We start from the raw sequence: 22,877 nt of genomic DNA, 5'->3' as shown, positions 1-22,877 counted from the left end.
ATTCATATAAGAAAAGCGAGAAAAAGCTGACAGCACCCAAAAAGGAATGCTTTCTTAATCTAAGGAACAAGGGAGATTAGTCCTAATTTTATTCAAATGCACCGTGACAAGCCTTATATTTCTTACCACTGCCACATGGGCATGGAGTATTGCGGCCAACTTGTTCACCCTTCACAACAGGCTTCTTCTTTACGTCAGCGCCGTCATCTTTTGGATGAACAGCCTCTCCTTGTGCAACCTCTTGACGCTCTAAGTTGTTCTCAATTTGCGCCTTCATAATGTAACGAGATACTTCTTCCTCGATAGCCGCAACCATTGCTTCGAACATCGCGAACCCTTCCATTTGGTACTCACGAAGCGGGTCAATTTGGCCATACGCACGCAAGTGAATGCCTTCGCGTAAATGATCCATCGCATCAATATGCTCCATCCACTTTGAATCAACAACGCGCAGCACAACTACCTTCTCGAATTCACGAAGCTGTTCATATGGAAGCTGCTCCTCTTTCGCATCATAATGCTCTTTCACCTTTTGGATGATGACCTCGCTCATCTCCTCCGGAGCGAGGCGGCGCAGCTCGTCCTCTGTTATATCGCCTTCTTCAAGAACCGTTGTCTCAAGGAAAGTAATTAAACCTTTTATGTTCCATTCTTCCTCAAGATCTTCTGCCGTATGAGCTGCTACGGATCTTTCGATCGTACCCTGCATCATCCCTTCAATAATCGTACGAAGATTTTCTGCTTCAAGTACATCTTGACGCTGCTTGTAAATCACCTCGCGCTGCTGACGAAGCACATCATCATATTGTAATAGCTGCTTACGTGCATCAAAGTTATTTCCTTCTACACGTTTTTGGGCCGATTCTACTGCACGAGAAACCATTTTACTTTCAATCGGCTGTGTATCATCCATACCAAGACGATCCATCATCGCTTTCATATTATCAGAGCCGAAGCGGCGCATAAGCTCGTCCTCCATGGACAAGTAGAACTGTGTGACACCCGGGTCACCTTGACGCCCCGAACGACCGCGCAGCTGATTGTCAATACGTCGGCTTTCATGGCGCTCTGTACCAATAACCGCAAGGCCGCCAACTTCCTTCACGCCTTCTCCTAGCTTAATATCCGTACCGCGCCCCGCCATATTTGTTGCAATGGTTACGGCTCCCTTTTGTCCAGCATCCGCAATAATATCAGCTTCACGCGCATGATTTTTGGCGTTTAGGACGTTGTGACGCACGCCCTTGCGCGTAAGGATTTTGGAAATCAGCTCCGATGTTTCAATTGCAACTGTACCAACAAGAACAGGCTGTCCTTTACGATGGCGCTCCACAATGTCCCCCACAACTGCGTTAAACTTGCCCTCCATAGATTTGAAAATCAAATCTGGACGGTCATCACGCTGCACATCACGATTCGTAGGGATGACAAGGACGTTCATATTATAAATATTACGGAATTCCTCTTCTTCCGTCTTCGCTGTACCAGTCATACCAGCAAGCTTTTCGTACATCCGGAAGTAGTTTTGGAATGTAATCGTCGCAAGCGTCATGCTTTCATTTTGAATTTCGACGCCTTCCTTTGCCTCAATTGCCTGATGCAAGCCTTCGCTATAACGACGCCCCTTCATTAAGCGGCCTGTGAATTGGTCAACAATTACAATTTCACCGTCCTGCACCACGTAGTCAATATCGCGCTGCATGACAACATGTGCGCGAAGCGCCTGATTAATATGATGCAGCAGCGTTACATGTTTTAAATCGAATAGGTTTTCAATATGAAACGCCTTTTCCGCTTTTGTGATGCCCTCTTCTGTCAGCATGACATTTTTTGTTTTTTCATCGTAAGAAAAATCGGCTTCCTTATTGAGCGTGCGCACAAATGCATTCGCGAATATATACAGATCTGCTGACTTTTTCGCTTGTCCGGAGATAATAAGAGGTGTACGTGCTTCGTCAATTAAAATTGAGTCTACCTCATCTATAATCGCAAAGGAAAGCGGGCGTTGTACACACTGTTCCTTGTACAGCACCATGTTATCGCGCAAATAATCGAAACCAAGCTCATTATTTGTCGTATACGTAATATCAGCTGCATAAGCCACTTGCTTTTCCTCACGAGATAGCGAGTTCAGGTTTAGACCAACTGTCAGGCCAAGAAACTCATGAAGCCTTCCCATCTCGGTTGCATCACGATGTGCTAGGTATTCATTAACCGTCACGACATGCACGCCTTTTCCTGTTAAAGCATTCAGATATACCGGGAGCGCAGAAGTTAAGGTTTTCCCTTCCCCTGTTTTCATCTCAGCGATGTTTCCTTCATGAAGGGCAAGGCCCCCCGTGAGCTGAACCTGATACGGACGCATACCAAGTACGCGCTTCGCAGCCTCACGAACAACTGCGAAAGCTTCTGGAAGCAAATCATCCAACGTTTCACCTTTTGTGAGACGCTCCTTAAATGCTGGTGTCTTTGCCTGCAGCTGTTCATCGGATAAGGCAGAAATCTGCGGCTCTAATTCTTCTATCTGATCCACGATTTTTTGCATACGGTTAATTTGACGTTGATTCGTATCAAATACCTTTTTTAAAATCCCAATCATGGCATACGCTCCTCTTTTACCGAAAAATTTTTCAAATGAACTGAAAATGCTATTTCATTATTGCTTTCATTATAGAAAGCCTAAAACTTTCTTAGTAGTTCTTTATTTATATACATAATACGAGGACTTTTAAAAGTAAGAAAGAAAAGTCAAGATAGGCTAATTGTAACACTTGCATTATAAATATGCCAATACTATAGCAAAAGGACAGACACGAGGGCAGGGCGGGGAGCCTCTCTAAGATTAACAATTTGCAGAACTGGGTGCGCACACAAAAGGCACGATCCGTTCGGAACGCGCCTCGCATAAATCATTATTTTGTCTCAATTAAGCCGTATTTTCCATCCCTACGTGTATACACAACACTTGTTTCATTTGTTTCAGAATTTGTAAACACGAAGAAATTATGTCCTAGCATGTTCATTTGTAAAATGGCTTCTTCAATGTCCATTGGCTTGAGGTCAAATCGCTTCGTACGCACAAGCTCAATATCATCCTCATCAAGAACGTCTTGGGATGGGGCTTCTGTCGCTGCCACGGCAACCTTTTCACGCACTTTGCGATTTACTTTTGTTTTATGCTTGCGAATTTGTCTTTCTAATTTATCAACGACCAAATCAATTGCTGCGTACATATCTGTGTGAGCTTCCTCGGCACGAAGCAATAAATCTGGAAACGGAATATTCACTTCCACACGCTGCTGATCAGAGTACACCTTAAGATTTACTTTGATTTCCGGAAAGGTATCAAAATAGCGCTCAAGCTTGCTGAGCTTCTTCTCCACATACTCTCTTAGTGCTGGAGTTACCTCAATATTTTCACCGCGAATGTTGAATTTCATAGATGAACTCCTCCTTTCAAGCTATGTAGTACTATATTCGACGGGATGTCGAATATCCCTTCCACAAATCGCAAAATGTAGAAAAAAACACTTCCTTTTTCACGAATTTTGTTGAAAGAGAGAGTGTACCTGACACTTATAGTATATCCCTCAGACAAAGCAAAAGCCAAACCAAAATATGAATAATTCGTTACATGTGAAGAAAAGCGGCTTTCAATGATTTGACCACACTAGAGGAGTATGATAAATTTACCTAGGTAACTAATTTAACAAACAGGGAGAGATATCATGTCAAATCATCACCATTTATTTCACTCTATTAACCAGTTGTCCCGACAACTGACAAAAAGAATAAACGAAGCCTTACAGCCTTTCGGATTGTATAGCGCACAATGGTCCGTTTTGTACACTCTACATATCAAGGGCACACTAACACAAACGGAGCTATGCGAATATTTATCTGTAGAAGCCCCTCCTATGACCCGGACCATTCAGCGGCTCATTAAGCAAGGGTACGTAAAGCAAATTCCCTGCAAGGACAAACGTGCGAAGCAAATTGTGCTAACGGACGAAGCAATTGCATCTTTTCCAGAGTGGGAGCAGGCTGTTCTTCATACACATCAATCACTGCTTAACTCTCTGTCCGGTCTTTCACAAACGCAGCTACAAATGCTTCTCTCTGATTGGCTTAAGGATCTCATGCTTGAGGAGGAGAGAATATGAACTCAGAAAAGTTATGGACAAGAAACTTTATTAGCATTTCCGCCAGTACATTGTTTTTGTTTTTAACATTTTACTGCTTGCTTGTCATTTTGCCGCTGTATGCGCTAGAAGACCTGCACGGTCAGGCGACAGATGCAGGTCTTGTTGTTACAGTGTTTCTGCTTGCAGCTATTCTGATCCGGCCGATTGCCGGTCAGTGGCTTGGACGAATCGAAAAACGATCACTGCTGCTCCTCTCTTTATGTCTATTTCTAATCGCTGACCTATTTTATTTCTTTATGCATTCTATAGGAAGCCTGCTCGTACTCCGCTTTATGCATGGCATTAGCTTTGGAATTGTAACCACTGTATGCGGCACAATTGTGGCTGATTTAATTCCAAATTCGCGTAAAGGAGAAGGTATGGGCTATTATGCCATGGCAATGAACCTGGCGATGGTTATTGGCCCATTTGTCGGGCTCACTACCTTTTATAAATGGGGCGCAACCACTTCCTTTATCATAAGCAGCATCTTTGCGCTTTTCGCCTTGATTCTCGGCGGCTCCCTCCGATTGCCTAAGGAACAACAGACTGTAGCGACGAAAACACAAGCAGCCTTTCACATTAAGCAATTATTTGAGGTCTCCGCCGTCCGCATCTCTGTGACCGCAGCCTTTTTCTCATTTGTGTATGCCTCCATACTTTCCTTTGTATCGGTATACGCAAAGGACATTGGTTTAGCAAAAGCAGCGAGCTACTTTTTTGTTGTCTATGCCGTTGTTATGCTGCTATCGAGACCGTTTACGGGAAAACTGTTTGACAAGCGCGGTGCAAATGTCATTATTTATCCGGCGATTATTTTCTTTGCACTCGGCATGCTGCTGCTTAGTATGGCACATACAACCTTTCTGTTTCTGCTTTCGGCAGCTTGTATCGGTCTCGGATGGGGCACGCTATTCCCATGCTTTCAAACAATTGCTGTTCAAAACGCTGCTCCCCAGCGAAGAGGAGTGGCTACCGCGACCTTTCTTTCCATCTTTGACAGCGGAGTTGGTCTTGGTTCATTTGTAATCGGCTTGGCTGCGGTTCATATTCATTTAAGCTCTTTATATTTATACTGTTCTCTTCTTGTTTTGATCGGCGTTGGCGTCTATTATACATTGAACAGGGATCACGCTGCTGCATCCACTCGTTCAAAACAGTATGGGAACGAAAATCCTAGCGGCCAGCACAATCAAGCTGTTTAGAAATTTTATTAGCTGTCTGAATAAGAAGCTTTACTAGCTTTGCAGCGGTATACTGATTGATGCGCTGCATCGGGCCGGCTAGAAATTTATACTTTCTTACAGTGAAATATGAAAAACCCCCGTTTTGCAAAACGGGGGTTGGTGTGCTTTTTCCCTGATTTATGTAAAGCACGAGCTGCTTATAAACGGGTTATTATAGCTTTACTACGTTCGCTGCTTGCGGACCGCGTGCGCCTTCAACGATATCGAATTCTACTTCTTGGCCTTCTTCTAAAGACTTGTAGCCGTCTGTTTGGATTGCAGAGAAGTGTACGAATACGTCGTCTCCATTTTCACGCTCGATAAAACCAAATCCTTTTTCTGCATTAAACCATTTTACTTTTCCTTGCATGCCTTCCATTCCCTTCAATCTTAAATCTTGTGGTTTAGCCCACAATTTGACTATAACGGATTAACCATTAAAAAGTCAAAAATGGACTCCATTTTTCTGCAAATAACCAGAGCTCTATACAAATGAACTAGTAATTGTTATAGCTTTACTACGTTCGCTGCCTGCGGGCCACGTGCACCCTGTACAATTTCAAACTCTACCTTTGCACCCTCTTCTAGTGTTTTAAAGCCTGATCCTTGAATCGCACTGAAATGAACGAAGACATCGTCTCCGCCCTCAACTTGAATAAACCCGAATCCTTTTTCGGCATTAAACCATTTCACTGTACCTTGTTGCATGCTTTCCCATTCCCTTCAATCGTAAACTCATATACCAATGCTTACCCTAACTATAATATATAAAAAAGCTTAGTGTCTAAGTTATTTCATCGTAATTTTATCTAAAGATTCGACATGTATATCATCAATATAAATCTTTAAGATAATCACATGTAAACCCTTTCATTTTTCCTCACTCTTCGGCCTCAGCTAAGTATGCTGGGGATTCAATTCTTATTTCACCCACAAAAAGCAAGCGCTTACGATAAAACCTCCATTAAAGAATGGAGGTGGCATTGCGTTTCCCTATTTTATATGAAGCGTATGCTGCTTATAAACTGGGCTCTTATAGCTTCACAACGTTTGCAGCTTGTGCGCCGCGGTTTCCTTCTGTAACATCGAAGGATACACGTTGTCCTTCTTCTAGTGTCTTGAAGCCATCTGTTTGAATCGCAGAAAAGTGTACAAAGATATCTTCTCCACCTTCTACTGTGATGAAGCCATATCCTTTTTCTGCGTTAAACCATTTTACTGTACCTTGTTGCATGATTCCCATTCCCTTCAATCATAAACTCGTGGGAAAAACCCCACAATTTGACTATAACGGATAAAGAGAGGGAAAGTCCAAACTGTCTTGTCGTGTTTTTATGCCATTATTCGACATTCAAAAGCGATTTCTGTTGATTTTTAAAGAAAACTCGCCGATTGGCGAGCCGTTAGGCGAAGACAGAGGCGTAGTTGCACTTACACTGTATTCCTAAAATTTCCGACTACGTCGAATTGACTTCCTGCTGGAAATTTATACTTTTTCTTACAGTGTAAAGAAAACTCGCCGATTGGCGAGCCGTTAGGCGAAGACAGAGGCGTAGTTGCACTTACACTGCACTCCTAAAATTTCTAACTACGTCGAATCCACCTCCATCTGGAAATTTACACCTCACTAAAATACAAGGATAGTAGATATATACTTTCACTATCCTGGCAATTTTCATCCCCGAAATACAGTCAAAGCGTACACAGCAGCTGCTCCCTGTTCCCGCAACACCTTTCCTATTTGGCGTAACGTTGTACCTGTCGTGTATACATCATCAACCAGCAAAATATGCTCACCTTCCAATTGAATACGGGAGGACAACAAAAATGGGGACTGTGTCTGCAGACGCTCCATCCGAGTCTTTTTGCTTTGTTTTTCAGTGTGAACACGCGTAATAAGAGGTGATTTCATGTACGGTAAGCAAGCTGCAAGCAGCTCAGCCTGATTAAAACCGCGCTCATATTGCCTTTCGCTGCTAAGCGGCACGGGAATTACCCGGCAGGATTGCGGGAGATGCTTATACAGCTGCCGTATCTCCTTGTGAAAAATTTCAGAAAGGATCGCATCGCCGCGAAACTTATAGCGGGCCAATACCGCCTTCGCCCAATCATCGTAGACATATAAGGAGCGATTTTGCAGCAATGCTCCCCGCATCGGCCCCTCCTCCCAGCGCAAGCAATCCTTGCACATCCCTTTTTCTTGATGCGAAGGGGCAAGGCGTTCCAGCGAACGTCCGCATATTGCGCACAGCTCTCCCTCTATCCTTTCAAATTTCTCTTCACACTCCTGGCAAATCAGCTGTTCTTCTCCCTTTACGAGAAATGAAAACCAGCCAAGGGCGTATGACAGATTCTCAAAGCAAAGTAAACAATGTCCTGTCATACAAGCCATCCCTTTCGCTCGGCTTCTTTATTCATTGTTTCAATATGCCGCCTCGCCGCTGCCATTTCCTCTGTTTTGCCGTAGTGAAAATAAATCACATCCCCCTTCGGGTAAGCTGCATTCCGCCCAGCTCTTCCCGCAATTTGCACAAGTGCACTTTCCGTAAACACATTCTCCTCAGCTCCAAGTACAGCCACCTGCACATCAGTTATTGTAACGCCTCGCTCTAAAATAGTTGTCGTAACTAACAGCGGAATATCCCCTGTCCGAAATAAACGAATCTTTTCTTTTCTCAGCGGGTCCTCTGCATGCACGCCTTCGATTCGGTTATCTAGCTGCTTTAGAATAGCTGCAACAGGCTCAACCTGCCGAATATGCGGCACGAATAACAGGATGGGACGCCCGGCAGCTGCATGCTTCTCTATCCAATGCATAATGTTTTTCGGAAGCACGTGCCTCTTGAGCTTCCCCTTCCAGTTGCCGCACCAAGAGAAGGAGGGAATTGGCAAAGGATGGCGATGATATCGCACTGGAATAATAACAGCCTTCCGCGTTCCAGCTCGCGCTTCCTTCTTCCAGCGCCGATTCGGTGTAGCCGTCACATAAATAATAGCTGCAGCTGCTTTTTTCGCGTTCTCTACCGCATATTGCAAAGAGGCATCAGCCGAATATGGAAATGCATCTACCTCATCAATAATGACTGTATCAAAGGCATGGAAATAGCGAAGCAGCTGATGTGTTGTAGCAATTGTTAACGGAGCTTGCGTATGTCGATCCGAACTGCCGCCATATAATGCTGCGATCGGAATATTCGTAAACACCTGCCTGAGCCGCGGTTCGAGCTCCAGCACAACATCCGTACGCGGCGTCGCAATACAAACCCGCTCTCCCTTTGCAAGAGAAGCATAGATACCGGCAAATAGCATCTCTGTTTTCCCGGCACCGCACACTGCCCAAATCAGACACTCCTCCTTATGCTCAATTGCATGTAAGACTGCTTCTGAAGCGGTACGCTGTCCATCTGAAAGAACACCCTTCCAGACAAACTTTACCTGCATCCCTCCCCTGTCTGCTGATGGCCCTTTCCAGTAAAACAGCGGTGTGCATTCACTCGTTCTGCCCATCGTGATGCAGCGACGACAATATGTACAAATTGTTTGGCAGCGCGAACAAGAAAAACGCGCGAAAAACAGTGGATCTCCATTACCGCACCGTGTACAATGATATCCCTGGTTCACCCGTTTTACACTTGACTCTGCTGCAAGAAACCCCTCTCTTTGATGCTGACGCAGTAATTCCTCTGAAAAAGGCAGTTCTCCCGGAAGAAGCCGTCTTCCCTCCAAAAATGCGCAAAGCTCAGCTGAGTACATGTTAATCCCCCTTTTTACTGCCCATTGTAGCAATGCCAGCTAAAGCTGGCAAAACGCAAAAAAGCTGATAACCCGCTATGAAAATAGCAAGTTATCAGCTTAAAGTGTGCTGTTTCATTGGAAAGCCTGTTTATTTTTAGAATCTGCCGTACCCTAGGAGGTGTGATTGATTATAGCTGCTGCTAAGATTAGAATATGCAATGCCACTATCGCCTGCATGAATCATTGTGTTGTTTCCAACGTAAATTCCGATATGAGATGGACCAGGTTTATATGTATTTTGGAAAAAGATAAGATCTCCTGGCTGTAATTGATCACGGCTAATGCGAGATACAGAATTCCAGTAGCCGCTTACGTCCGTACGTGCTTTACCATATACATAAGAGATGAATCCACTGCAGTCAAAACCGCTTGGAGATGCGCCGCCGAATACATAAGGAACACCTAAGTATTGCTGTGCCTTAGCTACAACACCGCCTGATGTTGGCGCTGGAGCTGGAGCTGGTTTTGCCGGTGCTGGTTTTGCCGGTGCAGTCTGTGCCGGTGCAGTCTGCGCTGGTTTTGCCGCTTCCTGTGCTGGTTTTGCCGCTGCTGTCTGTGCTGGTGCCGCTGCTTCCTGCGCTGGTGCTGCTGCTTCCTGCGTTGGTGCCGCCTGTTCATCTGTAGTAATAGACGTTTCATTAGCCATACGCTGTGCAAACATAGCTGCTTCTTCTAGTTCTTTTCTTGCTTTCTCATCTAGGTCTTCTTGAACAAGCTGTTGAATTTTCCCTTCAAGCTCATCAACAGCCCCTTGCTTCGCTTGGCGAGCTGCCTCTATTTCCGCACTTACCTTATCTAAAGAAGCAGCAACCTCAGTAAGCTCTTTTTGTTTTTGCACAACAAGTTCTTGCGCTGCCTTCACTGCATCTTCATCACGCTGCTGTGCTTCTAAAATATCCTTGTCCGATTGGAAAATTAAACTTACAGAACTGATGCGGTCGAGCAAATCTGACAAACTCTCTGCGTCTACAATAACGTCCGTTACCATATTTGATCTCTGTTGAGATTGAAGTGCAACCAGACGATTTTTAATTACATACTCACGCTGCTCAATCTTCTTCTCAAGCGCTGCAATTTCCTCATTTTTTTGCACAATCAGCTGCTGCGTTTCTGTTAAGTTCTTTTGCGTTTCCGCTTTCTTTTGCTCATTCTCAATCCGGTCTTGTTCGTACTTTTCAATTTCTTTCTTCACGTCACTAATTTGCTTTTGATACTCTTGAATCTGCTGCGCTCTCACAGTGGACTCTACTTGGATGTTGTCTTCGGCCATTACTGCCGGAGCTGTTGTCGTAAATATCATCAATCCTGCGGCGATCGCGCAAGATACGGCTTTCCAATTGTTCATAATATTCACACCTTCCCTTTCCCAAATAAATTTATACCATATTTACCAATAAAATTTGGCGTTGTTACAAATTTGTAAAATAAATGTAACACGTAGATTGTAGAATCATGAAATATTGCTCCTAACCTTGTCAATCCATGTTGAAAAACGCTTACATAGCAAGCGCCTCTCGACATTCTCTTATAAATTACCAGTATATGTTTGTTACAATTTGTCGTAAAAAAACTCGCCGACTGGCGAGCCCTGACCTTGGTGAAAACAGCGGCATAGCTGCACTAATACTGTATCCCTAAAGTTTCTGACTACGTCGAATCCGCTCCCGGATGGAAATTCATACCTTTTTACAATGTAAAAAAGGTGTAACAAAATGCGAACATTTTGTTACACCTTCACAAACTCCTCTTATACCCATTGCTCTGCCCATTTTTGCACTTCCTGCATAACGGTTTCAAGAGCTGTTCCTTTTTCGGATAATGCGTACTCAATACGTACCGGAACCTCTGGATATACCGTTCGCACGACAATTCCTTCAGTTTCCAGCTCCTTTAATCTCTCAGACAGCATCCTATCACTCATATTCGGAATGATATCCGCCATTTCACGAAAACGCTTCGGCCCCGCCAACAGCGATTGGATAATTAAGCCCGTCCATTTCTTGCTAAGAAGCGTAAAGGCAGACTCAAATTTCGGACATAACGCTGAATTGTGTTCCATATGCCTTCACCTCCATTTCATTATAAAATAGCTTCTTATAAAAAGTAAGTAGGAGTATATGATAAATTATATCCAAAATAAGCTGTTTTTTACAAAAACACAAAAAAAATTATCTTCCATTTTTACATTGACTAAAAGATACTACGGTTTGAAGGGAAGCCAGCTTCTCAGGCCTTGCATCCACCGACCGTATTACTTCTTATACCATCCTAAGCCAATCGTTCCCTCGCCTAAATGAGTACCAATCACAGCTCCAAAATAGCCTACACCCACTTCAACATGCGGATAGGCTTCCCTTAGCTGCTGCGCAAATTCCTGTGCCTCTTCCTCTCGGTTGGCGTGAATCACAACGGCCTCCATCGGCAAACCTTGACGGGCATCCTCTTCAAACAATTCTATCACTCGCTTTAGTGCTTTTTTACGTGTCCGGATCTTTTCCAGCGGTACAATTACTTTATTTTCGAAGTGCAGTAACGGTTTGACTTGAAGCAAACTCCCGATGAATGCTTGTGCACTGCTTAAACGTCCTCCCCGCTGCAGGTGGTTTAAATCATCCACAACAAAAAGCGCATTAGCTGATTGTTTTATCTCGTCCATACGCGGCATAATTTCCTCCGGCGTCTTGCCTGCTATGGCCATTCGCGCTGCTTCCAATACATAGAACGCTTGGATCGCACAGCTAATTTCTGAATCATATGTATAAATGCGTGCACCGTCCACCATTTGAGCAGCCGCCGTAGCAGTTTGATATGTCCCACTAATCCCGCTTGATAAATGAATGCTGATAATGGCGTCATACTCACGGGACAAATCCTCAAACAACTTAACAAACAAACCGATTGCAGGCTGTGAGGTTTTCGGAAGTGCCGCCTGCTCATTCACCTTTATATAAAATTGATCAGCCTGTAATTCCAGCTCCTCCTGATAAGAAGCATCGCCAAAAATAACATTCAGAGGGATCATCTGAATGTCCAGCTGCCGCCTTATTTCTTCCGGTATGTATGCTGTGCTGTCCGTCACAATCGCGGTTCTCATCATGTTACCATCCTTATAAAGCAAATTTCCCTTCATTCTGTACATTGTACACGAAAATAAGAAAAGCGGACAAGACCTGCCATTTTGGGTCTTGGGAGCTAGACGTCACCCGGAAGGTTATACTTTCTTAATATTGCCAAAAAGAAGTATCTTCCCTAGGCAGCGAAAGATACACATTATAATGATTTATTTTGCAAGTTTCAACAAAAAATATAGAATCCTTCGATATTTTCACTTCATTCGACTGACAAAAAATGAGAAAATGTTTGAAACTCGAAAAGTTCCCTTTTAGAATAAGGCTTATAGGTAATTTTAATGAATAGGGGCGTATAGCATTGTTAGCACAATACTTTACTGTTAAAGGGTACGGAGAACATGAAATTATTATAGAGAAATCCCGCTTTATTTGCTATGTAGGCCGTGCGACTACCGAGGAAGAAGCACAGAGCTTTATTCAAGAAATAAAAAAGAAACATTGGAACGCTAACCACAATTGCTCCGCTTATTTAATCGGGGCGCACGATCAGATTCAAAAAGCAAATGATGACGGTGAGCCGAGCGGTACAGCTGGTGTTCCGATGCTAGAGGTATTAAAAAAGCGCAAACTAAAAGATACCGTTGTTGTCGTTACCCGTTACTTCGGCGGCATTAAGCTCGGGGCTGGCGGCTTAATACGGGCTTACGGCAAAAGTACAAGTGAAGGCTTGAATCATACTGGAATTGTCGAGCGAAAGCTGATGCGCGTCATGCAGACAAAGGTGGACTATACACTGTTGGGGAAGATCGAAAATGAATTGCGCCAGTCTCGCTATACAATCAAGGATATTCACTATTTGGAGGATGTTACCTTTGATGCTTACGTAGAGGAAGGCGGAAAGGAAGCATTCCAGGAATGGATCATAGAACTAACAAATGGTCGCTGCATAATTGCTGAAGGAGACATGCTATACCTTGAACAAGATGTATCGGCTGCTTCAATCTAAGTTTAAAGGAGTTGCCTTATGAAGGATCGTCATCAATATATACAAGAGCGCAAGAGGGTGAAGCGGAGAAGGCGGCGCATCGCTCTTGTAACTATTCTGCTCTTAATCATTGGCGGAGTAGGATACGGTGCTTATTCCTACCTTCGTCCGTTCTTATCCTTAGCTAATATTTATAGCGGGTCAGATCGGGAAAAATCAAAGCTTCGGACAGAAGAGGCGGAAATTACAAAAAAACCGTTTAGTATCCTGTTAACAGGTGTTGAGGATTATGCTACAGGCGGAAAGAATGGAAGAACTGACTCGATTATCTTTGCTACCATCAACCCAAAAACAAAGCATGTCACAATCCTAAGTATTCCGCGTGATACACGCGTAAACATCTCAGGGCGTGATAAGCTTGATAAAATTAACGCTGCCCATGCCTACGGCGGCATAGATATGACAATGAACACCGTAGAGGACTTTTTAAACGTTCCAGTCGATCATTATGTTGAAATTGGCTTTGAGGGCTTTAAAAAAATTGTCGACGCTGTAAATGGTGTTACAGTAGACGTTCCATTTGATTTCGTCGAGGGCTCTGATTTAAACCCAAGAAAAGGGATTTCCTTCCATAAAGGATCGCAGCACTTAAACGGGGAAGAAGCGCTCGCCTATGTAAGAATGAGGAAGCATGATCCAATGGGCGACTTCGGCCGCGCACAGCGACAACGACAAGTCTTAGGCGCCCTCGTTGAGAAGCTGAATTCCCCTTCTGTCGTGACAAAGCTAGACGACATTGCCGAAATTATTGGAAAGCATGTAAAAACCGATATCCCAGTTTCTGACGGCTTGGCTTTATATCAAAAATTCTCTGGCTTTAAAGCATCCAGCATTGAAACACTTCGCCTTGACGGTGATGATGACTATATTAACGGAATTTACTACTATATTCCAAAAAAAGAAAGCCAACAGGAAATACACGATAAACTATGGAAAACACTTGACTTGCCACCAGAGAGTTCAAGTTCGAGTTCTTCAGATGACTCTGAATCAAACGAGGAAGAATAAAAAGCTTGGGACACAGCTCCCAAGCTTTTTATTTTTAGAAGTTGAACAAACTGATTTTTACTGCTCCTATAGAGGAGATATACGATCAAGTACTGTCTCAAATAGGCATTACAGCATACTCCAGAGAAGGCTGCATTCTATAGCAATGCTATTCAAGATTGCTTCATTACAAGCTTTCGCAATAGGCTCAGTATTGGCTGCCTTCGCTTGCCAATAAGTCCGACAATTTCAGCAAACAGCTCCACCAGCACTAAAAAGATAATAAATAGCACAACCGCAGAACGGTAATTATCATACGGAAAAAAGAAGGCGAACACGCCTGACAAAGCGCCCACTCCGTACAAAATCAACACGCTCGTGCGGTGGCTGTAGCCCAGCCTCATCAAGCAATGATGAAGATGAAACTTGTCAGGTGCCATAATATTTTGGCGATTTAACAAGCGCCGAATGACAGCAAAAAACGTATCTGACAATGGAATAGCTAAAATAATAATCGGAACAAGCACGCTTGTTAAAGCAATCCCTTTAAAAAAGCCGACAATGGAAATAAGCGAGACGGAATATCCTAAAAAAAGGGAGCCCACATCCCCCATGAAAATCTTAGCTGGGTGAAAATTAAATACAAGAAAACCTAGGTTGCTTGCCATTAAAATAACGATATAGCCGATGAGGAAATACTGCTGTTGCGCGACTGCGATGGACAGCATAATAGTAAGCGCAATTGTTGATACACCAACGGCTAAGCCATCGAGACCATCAATGAGGTTGATGGAATTGGTAACAAGAATAATCCAAAGAAATGTAATGATATAGCTTGTTACATCCAAATTAATTTCCCCATAAAATGGAAGCATAAACTTATTAATCGAGATGCCAGATGCAATCGGCACAACCGCAGCAGCCATCTGTCCAATTAGCTTATATAAGGCGGGAAGCGTATATATATCATCAAGCAGCCCCGTCGCAATAATAATAATGGACCCTAACAAAATACCGGAAAATCCGGGAAATGAAATCGGCAAAAACAACAGTCCAGCTACAGCGCCCGCTAAAATAGCCAATCCCCCTATGCGCGGCATCACACGCGTATGCACCTTCCGCTCATTCGGCTTGTCTACGATTCCCAAGCGGCATGAAAGCCAAATCACGAAAGGAGTCGCAAAAAAGGCGATAAGAAAACAGAGAATAAATGCCTCCGCATATATAGAAAATGAAAGCATCGTCACACCTACTTTTACAAAAATACGTATCGTTATTTTTCTTCAAACGTCCTGAATTATGCTCCTCTCTTTACGTATAATATCAAAAAAGCACGGATCTGCTCCTCATTGTTAGCGCTATCCTATCAGAAGTAAAAAAAACACCGCTGCTCCATTGGCAGTGGTGTTTTTAGATGTTTATGAAATGAGTACAGTATTACAAAGCGGACGATATTACACCGAAATCTGCCTGCGTAGCACCGGTACACGTCCGATCGAATAATAATCTATCGCATATTGCCTTACCCTCTCCAGCTCAAAACAATTTCGGCCATCAAATATGACAGGCTGCCTCATAAGCTCCACATATTGCTCTAACGGATACTGCTTAATTTCATCCCACTCTGTCACAAGAAACACAGCATCTGCCTCTGAAATTGCCTCATCAATGCTGCCGACATATTGAATATGAGGTAACAGGAGCTTTGCATTTTCCTTAGCCTGTGGGTCATATGCAACAACATATGCTCCCTCTGTAAGCAGCTGATCAGCAATTACGAGCGAAGGTGCTTCCCGCATATCATCTGTATTTGGCTTAAATGCCAGCCCAAGCATCGCAATCCTTTTTCCATTTAGATCCATCAACTGCTTTGCCTTCTGCACAAGCGAGGTCTGCTGCTTATTGTTTACTTCAATCACTGCCTTTAGCAGCTGAAAATCATGCTTCACATTACCAGCAATTTGGACAAGCGCATCGGTATCCTTTGGAAAACATGAGCCGCCGTAGCCAATGCCCGCCTTCAAAAACTGACTTCCAATCCGCTTATCAAGCCCCATCCCGGCTGCTACATCCTCAATATTGGCATGAAGCTTCTCGCATATATTTGAAATCTCATTAATAAAGCTTATTTTTGTTGCCAGGAACGCATTAGAAGCGTATTTAATCATCTCCGCGCTACGAATATCGGTTTTAAAAATAGGAATTGCGAGCGGTTTGAACAGCTCTTCAAGCACACTCGCTGTCGGCTCATCAGCTGTTCCGATTACAATACGATCTCCCTGAAAAAAGTCATGCACACCTGAGCCCTCCCGCAAAAATTCAGGGTTAGAAGCCATACTAATCGCTACATCTGAGCATAGATGCCGCTCGATGGTTTCCTTTATATAATCATTTGTCCCAACAGGAACCGTGCTTTTTGTTACTACAATCATATCCTGCCTGGCGTACATTCCAATCTCAGCGCATACTTGCGTAATATACGTTAAATTTGCGGACCCATCTGGGTTTGACGGCGTTCCCACCGCAATAAAAACAACCTTTCCCCTCGCATACGCCTCCTGCGCATTTGTTGTAAACGTAAGCAATTCTTGCGCCATTTGCTCCCTCATTAATTCAGCAAGACCATGTTCGTAAATTGGCACCTCTCCACTTTGCAGACGCGTCACCTTCTCCTTATCAATGTCCAGACAGGTGACGCGATGTCCGATTGTCGCCAGCCCGACTCCCGTCACAAGACCAACATACCCTGTTCCCACAACTGTAATGTGCATCTTACACCTCTCTAAAGGAAGTTATTTTCTTTACTGGATTCTACCACATTTTCTCCGTCCAACTATGTTGCTTGTTTCGCTTTCCTTCTAGAGTATAAGGAACCTTAGCCCAGTACAACAAAACAGAGGATATTTTACCTAATCTTTACACAATCCACTCCTTGGCTGGCGGAGCTGCACCGATATTGCCTTCTCGAAATTGACATCTCCTTAAAGCATAAAGAAAACTCGCCGATTGGTGAGCCCTGCCTTTGGGCGCAGACAGAGGTGTAGCCCTACTTATACTGTGTTCCTAAAATTTCCGACTACGTCGAATTTTTTTCCAGCTGAAAATTTATCCTTTCTTAGCAGTGCAAAAACCCTCTTTATACAAGAGGGTTAATATTTTCTATAGGGAATAGGGGGAAAGCAATGTTTTTTCATTAAACAGCTGTTTACTTCGCTGCTTTTAACCATTCCAATTCTTGTTCTGCCTCAGCCTGCAAAAGGGAATTCCCGCTTGGCTGAAACGGTGCGGCAAGGGCTTGGCTTGCCTTTGTTTTAGCCTCTAGCGCCCAGAGTAACCATTTTCCTTTTTTCATTCTTTCACCTCCTTATTGATAAGCTATCCTGTCTACACTTTGCATTCTAATGAGCAAAAGAGAAAATACAGTGAAAAAGGACCCACTAATTTGTGAGTCCCTCAAAAAAGAAAATTCCTAGCAATAGGAAGTATGAACTTTTATCTGGATTATTGCCCGTATCCATCCGGATGAGCTTGGTGCCAGTTCCACGCCGTTTCAATCATTTTTTCCAGAGAATACTTTGCCTTCCAACCAAGCTCTTTATAAATCTTCTCTGAAGAGGCAACCAGCTGCGCGGGATCCCCAGCGCGACGCTCTGTATACACAATGCTGGCTTGCTTGTCAGTTACTTTCTCACACACCTCAATGACTTGCTTGACAGAGAAGCCTGTTCCATTGCCCAAATTATAGATTTCGTTTGTTTTTGATCCATTGCGCAGACTTTCCAGCGCTAGAATATGTGCTTCTGCCAAGTCTGTTACATGGATATAATCGCGGATACATGTTCCATCCGATGTAGGATAGTCTGTTCCGAAGACAGAAATCGTTTCCCGCTTCCCTAGCAAATGCTGTAAAACAAGCGGAATTAAATGGGTTTCCGGGCTGTGATCTTCACCAATCTCTCCTGATTCATGCGCACCTGCCGCATTAAAATAACGAAGAATCACATGCTTCATACCGTACGCATCATAGAAGTTTTGCAAAATCTGCTCAATCATAAGCTTGGAACGACCGTACGGATTGATCGGATTCGTTGGATTTGATTCGTCAATCATATTCGTTTCAGGTATACCGTATGTAGCTGCGGTAGAAGAAAAAATGAATTTATCCACTTGATGTTCCATCATCTTTTCAAGCAGCGTTAGTGTTGCGGCAACGTTATTTTTATAATACTTTAACGGATTGCTGACCGATTCGCCAACAAGGCTGCTTGCCGCAAAGTGCATTACCGCTTCAACAGGATATGTTCCAAATACACGATCTAAATCTGTCGGGCTGCTTAAATCTCCTTCAACAAACGCCGCTCTTGTATCAATGCTTTCTGAATGCCCTGTTGAAAGATTATCAAGCACAACAACCTCATGCCCTTTATCTAATAACTGCTTTACTGTATGGCTGCCGATATAACCAGCGCCTCCTACCACCAAAATCATCTGGTTCCCTCCATGTAGTATGCTGTATAGCATTCATTATACAAAAAAGTTCTGTGCCTTAGCTGAATGTTTTCTGAAACATCAGCCAGCTAGACTCCATGCTATAGGTATCCGACAAAAAGCGCAACCTAAATAAGCATTTTTTACAATACCTCGTTTGATCTCTCATGCTCCTTCAGCTTATGCTTCATAAAGTCTAGGAGCGGGCGTCGCAACTCTTCATTTTGCAAAGCAAATTCGAGAGTCGTTTCTACGAAGCCAAGCTTCTCCCCAACATCATAGCGTCTTCCTTCGAACTCATAGGCAAATACGCGCTGAATACCATTTAAGCTTTCAATCGCATCTGTTAATTGAATCTCGCCGCCAGTGCCAATTTGCTGACGCTCCAGAAACAAGAAGATTTCCGGTGTTAAAATATAGCGCCCGATAATCGCCAAACTCGAAGGCGCAGTTCCTGGACTTGGCTTTTCAACAAATTTACGAACCTGATAGCGGCGGCCTGTTTGCTCAACCGGATCAATAACACCGTAACGATGCGTTTCCTCTTCATCCACCTGCATGACGCCAATCACAGAGGAAAATGTTCGCTCGTATTCATCCATCAGCTGTCGCAAGCAGGGCGTCTCCGATTGTACAATGTCATCGCCGAGTAAAATCGCAAATGGCTCGTCACCGACGAAGTTACGCGCACACCAAACCGCATGCCCGAGCCCCTTTGGCTCCTTTTGGCGGATATAGTGGATATTCGCCATTCTGGAGGATGCCTGCACCTTTTCTAGCAAATCATACTTTTCCTTCTCCAACAGATTTTGCTCTAGCTCAAATGCATGATCGAAATGATCTTCAATTGCCCGTTTCCCTTTTCCGGTTACGATAATAATATCCTCAATACCTGAATCAATTGCTTCCTCCACAATATACTGAATAGTCGGCTTTTCAACAATCGGAAGCATTTCCTTTGGCATTGCCTTTGTTGCAGGCAAAAAGCGTGTACCAAGACCAGCTGCTGGGATAATAGCTTTACGAATTTTTTTCAAACATATTCCCTCCTATTCACGATCTATATAAATCTATTCAACTCCAAGGATTGTAAATATTCCATTTCATGATAATTATACCATATTCAGTCTTTTCATACCTGCAGTTGCTGAAACTCCAGGCAGTTTACCATATAAAAATTTCCTGATTTTAAAAAAACAACCTATATCTTATGTTTACATTGTTTTTTTACATTGTTACAAGAAGGTAATAAAATTCATAATAAAAAAAGATTGAATTCTAGATTTTTTATGATACGATATGTTATGAGTTGAGGAACGTATATATTAATAGCCTATAAATAGTTTTGTGAAAACCATTTTAAAACTATACTTAAGGGTGGGGTATGAGTGAACTCGCAAATTATTTTTGCGTTTGTAATATCCCTGATCACAGCAGTGATCGCGACCCCTGTTGTTATGAAGCTGGCTTTTAAGATCGGTGCCATCGATAAGCCGAATGCCCGCAAAGTACATCAGCGAATTATGCCTCGCCTTGGAGGATTAGCGATTTTTATCGGGGTTGCAGCAGGATATTTTGCAAGCGGATTGTATCACCAACAAATGACAACGATCATCGTCGGCGCCCTCATTATTGTTGGCATCGGAATTTTAGATGACGTACATGAATTATCAGCAAAGGTTAAACTGATTGGTCAAATTGCCGCTGCCCTTCTCATTGTGAAAAGCGGACTTACCATTGACCATCTTACCATTCCGCTTCTTGACAAATATGAGCTTGGCGTATGGGCATATCCAGTTACAGTAATTTGGATTGTTGCTATCACAAACGCTATTAATCTCATTGACGGACTAGACGGCTTATCCGGAGGCATCTCTTCCATCGCCTTAGCAACAATCGCTACCATGGGATTTTTAGAAGGCAGATTGCTGATTGCCACACTTGCTATTATTGCATTAGCAAGTACACTAGGATTTTTGTTCTATAACTTCCATCCAGCGAAAATTTTCATGGGAGATACCGGTGCATTATTTCTAGGATACTGTATTGCGATTCTTTCATTGCTGGGCTTATACAAAAGTGTAACGATGTTTAGCTTTATCGTTCCGATTATCATCTTGGGTGTACCAATTTTTGATACTACATTTGCTATTATTCGCAGAATTGTCAACAAAAAGCCGATTTCTGCGCCAGATAAATCACATTTGCATCATCGTTTACTAGCAATGGGATTTTCCCATCGTACAACGGTTTTACTCATTTACACATTTGGGATTTTCTTCAGCTTAATCGCTGTCTTATTTAAAAGCGCAACTGTATGGGTATCCATCATCATTATCTTCGGCTTGATTTTACTCATGGAGATTGTAGCAGAAATTATTGGAATTGTGCACGAGCGATATAGACCGATTTTATCGTTCTTTAAGAAGGTAAAGACACGTCAGCAATCTCGCTATCAGGATATGTAAACGTCATTCCCTTTTGGGAATGGCGTTTTTTTGCTGTTATATAGCCCATCAATCTGTTGCCGTAAAGCCCTTTTCGTATAAAGACCCCTATCTGGAAATTTACACCTTCCTGCAGTGTGAAAAACTGTCTCCTTTATAAGCAGAATAGCTCGATTCCGTTTTTCTGATTTCCATAATCTGCTCGGTTTAGGCAGAATCTATTCGAACACACTAATAATATAACTCCATCATATGCAAGGTGATGAACAATATGAGAAAACAGCTTCTGCTCATTTACTTTCTTTGTATGAGCATAGTCATCTCGCTTTTCTGCTTTTCGCCATCTGCTAGGGCTTTTCCGTTTGCTTCACCTGTTCATACACACCGAGAGCGACAATCAAGCTTATCGCCTAAACCACTCTCACCAGAGCAATCTCGCTTCGTAAAGGAATGCGTTAACGTCGAAATTCATTATCCTAAAAAAGTTGCCTACCTGACCTTTGATGACGGACCAAACAAATACACACCCCACATTTTAAGTATATTAAAAAAGGAAAAAGCAAAAGCAACCTTCTTCGTCATCGGCAGTCAAGTATCCCGCTACCCACAAACCATGCGCCTCATTCTGCAGCATGGTCACTATCTCGGTCTACATAGCATGTCACACAACGCTGGAAAATTATACAATAGCGATCCTGAAATTTTACTAACAGAGATGGAGCAAGCAAAAAACATTGTTGCGTCTGTCACTGGCGTACAAACACATTTAGTCCGCGTGCCATACGGAAGCAAGCCCTATTTAAAACAGCCCTATCGAGATGCCCTGGCCAGCTCCCATTTCAAGCTATGGGATTGGACTGTTGACACAGATGATTGGAAGCAAACACAAACTGCCTCTTCCTTAGTGAAAAATGTAATGAATCAAAGCAGACATAATGTAGAAGTTATTCTAATGCATGACTCTGCTGTAACCGTCAAAGCATTGCCTAACATTATCGCTTTCCTGCGCAACAGCGGCTATGAGCTGCTTCCTTACAGTCCGGACCACCATGTCGAGGTAAACTTCTGGAGTGATGCACGTTTTTGAGCTCTTCGGGCGAAAAACATAAAGAAAATATACTGTCTTAAAGTGTAAGAAAAGCGGAAAAGGCTCGAAAGGTTATACTTTCTGATTTTGCGAAAAACACAAAAAAGTCGATTCGATAATCGACTTTTTTGTGCAGGAACGCTCTCGTTCCCTTCTCTCTCCCTGACCTGCTTACTGTTTACACTTACAAGAACCGCAACAGCCTGTACAACTGCAGGACTTACAATTGCAGCATGTACAACTACAGGACTTACAACTGCAACCTGTACAACTATAGGACTTACAATTGCAGCATGTACAACTATAGGACTTACAACTGCAACCTGTACAACTATAAGACTTACAACTGCAACCTGTACAACTATAGGACTTACAACCGCAGCATGTACAACCACAGCAAGACTCAGTTGGGTTAGGGCAACACGGTAATGAGAGACATCCTACATAGTAACCGAGCGGAACCATTAAATGCTCGAGGTACTTTTTGTAATATGCCAATCCATTCACCTGGTTCACAAAACTTACTAAAAGTTACAATTCAACATTG

The 22,877-nt window shown here is 43.1% G+C and carries 22 protein-coding genes; 6 read left to right on the top strand and 16 right to left on the bottom strand.

Translation table 11 applies throughout. The features are described from left to right. Positions 1 to 88: 88 nt before the first annotated feature. Both secA and hpf read right to left on the bottom strand, forming a co-directional pair. A complete protein-coding gene (gene secA / locus EP737_RS19245; RefSeq protein WP_129729983.1) occupies positions 89 to 2,599 on the bottom strand; it encodes a preprotein translocase subunit SecA in 2,511 nt (836 codons plus the stop codon). A 313-nt stretch (positions 2,600 to 2,912) separates the two neighbouring features. Further along, the gene (hpf, locus tag EP737_RS19240; RefSeq protein ID WP_129729981.1) at positions 2,913 to 3,440 is read right to left on the bottom strand and encodes a ribosome hibernation-promoting factor, HPF/YfiA family; all 528 of its coding nucleotides are present in this window, start codon (positions 3,438 to 3,440) and stop codon (positions 2,913 to 2,915) included. Positions 3,441 to 3,728: 288 nt separating this feature from the next. On the opposite strand from hpf, the gene EP737_RS19235 reads away from it, so the two are divergent. Together EP737_RS19235 and EP737_RS19230 are read left to right on the top strand one after the other, a co-directional pair. Next, positions 3,729 to 4,163 (top strand): MarR family winged helix-turn-helix transcriptional regulator, encoded by a 435-nt coding sequence (locus EP737_RS19235; protein ID WP_129729979.1) that lies wholly within the window; start codon positions 3,729 to 3,731, stop codon positions 4,161 to 4,163. Then, positions 4,160 to 5,389 carry an MFS transporter gene (locus EP737_RS19230; protein ID WP_129729977.1) on the top strand — a complete coding sequence of 410 codons (1,230 nt, stop codon included), beginning with the start codon at positions 4,160 to 4,162 and terminating at the stop codon, positions 5,387 to 5,389. The genes EP737_RS19235 and EP737_RS19230 overlap by 4 nt, the downstream gene beginning before the upstream one ends. 193 nt (positions 5,390 to 5,582) lie before the next feature. Here EP737_RS19230 and cspD read toward each other — a convergent pair whose 3' ends face one another. The 8 genes from cspD to EP737_RS19190 form a co-directional block, all read right to left on the bottom strand. Then, positions 5,583 to 5,780 carry a cold-shock protein CspD gene (gene cspD, locus EP737_RS19225; protein WP_129729975.1) on the bottom strand — a complete coding sequence of 66 codons (198 nt, stop codon included), beginning with the start codon at positions 5,778 to 5,780 and terminating at the stop codon, positions 5,583 to 5,585. Positions 5,781 to 5,917: 137 nt separating this feature from the next. Continuing rightward, entirely contained in the window at positions 5,918 to 6,118 is a 201-nt protein-coding gene (locus EP737_RS19220) for a cold-shock protein (RefSeq protein WP_129729973.1), read from the bottom strand. 325 nt (positions 6,119 to 6,443) lie between these two features. Next, positions 6,444 to 6,644, bottom strand: coding sequence for a cold-shock protein (locus EP737_RS19215; RefSeq protein ID WP_129729971.1), 201 nt, complete (start codon positions 6,642 to 6,644; stop codon positions 6,444 to 6,446). A 441-nt stretch (positions 6,645 to 7,085) separates the two neighbouring features. Next, complete coding sequence (locus tag EP737_RS19210) at positions 7,086 to 7,793, bottom strand: ComFC family protein (protein ID WP_129729969.1); 708 nt, start codon at positions 7,791 to 7,793, stop codon at positions 7,086 to 7,088. Beyond that, positions 7,790 to 9,163: an ATP-dependent helicase ComFA gene (locus EP737_RS19205; protein ID WP_129729967.1), complete on the bottom strand. Its 1,374-nt coding sequence runs from the start codon at positions 9,161 to 9,163 to the stop codon at positions 7,790 to 7,792. Before EP737_RS19205 ends, EP737_RS19210 begins: the two co-directional genes overlap by 4 nt. A 136-nt stretch (positions 9,164 to 9,299) precedes the next feature. Further along, positions 9,300 to 10,550 carry a C40 family peptidase gene (locus EP737_RS19200; protein WP_129729965.1) on the bottom strand — a complete coding sequence of 417 codons (1,251 nt, stop codon included), beginning with the start codon at positions 10,548 to 10,550 and terminating at the stop codon, positions 9,300 to 9,302. 402 nt (positions 10,551 to 10,952) lie between these two features. Further along, the gene (locus EP737_RS19195; protein WP_129729963.1) at positions 10,953 to 11,264 is read right to left on the bottom strand and encodes a winged helix-turn-helix transcriptional regulator; all 312 of its coding nucleotides are present in this window, start codon (positions 11,262 to 11,264) and stop codon (positions 10,953 to 10,955) included. Between the two features lie 192 nt (positions 11,265 to 11,456). Next, positions 11,457 to 12,299 (bottom strand): DegV family protein, encoded by an 843-nt coding sequence (locus tag EP737_RS19190; RefSeq protein WP_129730061.1) that lies wholly within the window; start codon positions 12,297 to 12,299, stop codon positions 11,457 to 11,459. A 335-nt stretch (positions 12,300 to 12,634) separates the two neighbouring features. Between EP737_RS19190 and EP737_RS19185 the strand changes: the two genes are divergently transcribed. Together EP737_RS19185 and EP737_RS19180 are read left to right on the top strand one after the other, a co-directional pair. Then, positions 12,635 to 13,282, top strand: coding sequence for a YigZ family protein (locus tag EP737_RS19185; RefSeq protein WP_129729961.1), 648 nt, complete (start codon positions 12,635 to 12,637; stop codon positions 13,280 to 13,282). 18 nt (positions 13,283 to 13,300) lie between these two features. After that, positions 13,301 to 14,329 carry an LCP family protein gene (locus EP737_RS19180; protein WP_129729959.1) on the top strand — a complete coding sequence of 343 codons (1,029 nt, stop codon included), beginning with the start codon at positions 13,301 to 13,303 and terminating at the stop codon, positions 14,327 to 14,329. Between the two features lie 152 nt (positions 14,330 to 14,481). Here EP737_RS19180 and EP737_RS19175 read toward each other — a convergent pair whose 3' ends face one another. The 5 genes from EP737_RS19175 to galU form a co-directional block, all read right to left on the bottom strand. Then, positions 14,482 to 15,477, bottom strand: coding sequence for a glycosyltransferase family 4 protein (locus EP737_RS19175; RefSeq protein ID WP_246040310.1), 996 nt, complete (start codon positions 15,475 to 15,477; stop codon positions 14,482 to 14,484). A 285-nt stretch (positions 15,478 to 15,762) separates the two neighbouring features. Beyond that, positions 15,763 to 17,079 (bottom strand): UDP-glucose dehydrogenase family protein, encoded by a 1,317-nt coding sequence (locus EP737_RS19170; protein ID WP_129729955.1) that lies wholly within the window; start codon positions 17,077 to 17,079, stop codon positions 15,763 to 15,765. 434 nt (positions 17,080 to 17,513) lie between these two features. After that, positions 17,514 to 17,660: a hypothetical protein gene (locus EP737_RS25740; protein WP_165350862.1), complete on the bottom strand. Its 147-nt coding sequence runs from the start codon at positions 17,658 to 17,660 to the stop codon at positions 17,514 to 17,516. A 149-nt stretch (positions 17,661 to 17,809) separates the two neighbouring features. After that, positions 17,810 to 18,796, bottom strand: a complete 987-nt coding sequence (gene galE, locus EP737_RS19165; protein ID WP_129729953.1) for a UDP-glucose 4-epimerase GalE — start codon at positions 18,794 to 18,796, stop codon at positions 17,810 to 17,812. A 143-nt stretch (positions 18,797 to 18,939) separates the two neighbouring features. Further along, the gene (gene galU, locus EP737_RS19160) at positions 18,940 to 19,833 is read right to left on the bottom strand and encodes a UTP--glucose-1-phosphate uridylyltransferase GalU (protein WP_129729951.1); all 894 of its coding nucleotides are present in this window, start codon (positions 19,831 to 19,833) and stop codon (positions 18,940 to 18,942) included. A 351-nt stretch (positions 19,834 to 20,184) separates the two neighbouring features. Here galU and EP737_RS19155 point away from each other — a divergent pair, with 351 nt between their 5' ends. Next, complete coding sequence (locus tag EP737_RS19155) at positions 20,185 to 21,264, top strand: glycosyltransferase family 4 protein (RefSeq protein WP_129729949.1); 1,080 nt, start codon at positions 20,185 to 20,187, stop codon at positions 21,262 to 21,264. 250 nt (positions 21,265 to 21,514) lie between these two features. Then, positions 21,515 to 22,330: a polysaccharide deacetylase family protein gene (locus tag EP737_RS19150; RefSeq protein ID WP_246040309.1), complete on the top strand. Its 816-nt coding sequence runs from the start codon at positions 21,515 to 21,517 to the stop codon at positions 22,328 to 22,330. Here EP737_RS19150 and EP737_RS19145 read toward each other — a convergent pair. Beyond that, positions 22,276 to 22,725: a hypothetical protein gene (locus tag EP737_RS19145; RefSeq protein ID WP_129729947.1), complete on the bottom strand. Its 450-nt coding sequence runs from the start codon at positions 22,723 to 22,725 to the stop codon at positions 22,276 to 22,278. The genes EP737_RS19150 and EP737_RS19145 overlap by 55 nt on opposite strands. Between the last annotated feature and the right edge of the window lie 152 nt (positions 22,726 to 22,877).

Source organism: Ectobacillus funiculus (assembly GCF_004138295.1).
GTDB lineage: Bacteria > Bacillota > Bacilli > Bacillales > Bacillaceae_G > Ectobacillus > Ectobacillus funiculus.
Note: the sequence above shows the minus strand (reverse complement) of the source record. Positions and strands in the feature narration are given on the sequence as shown.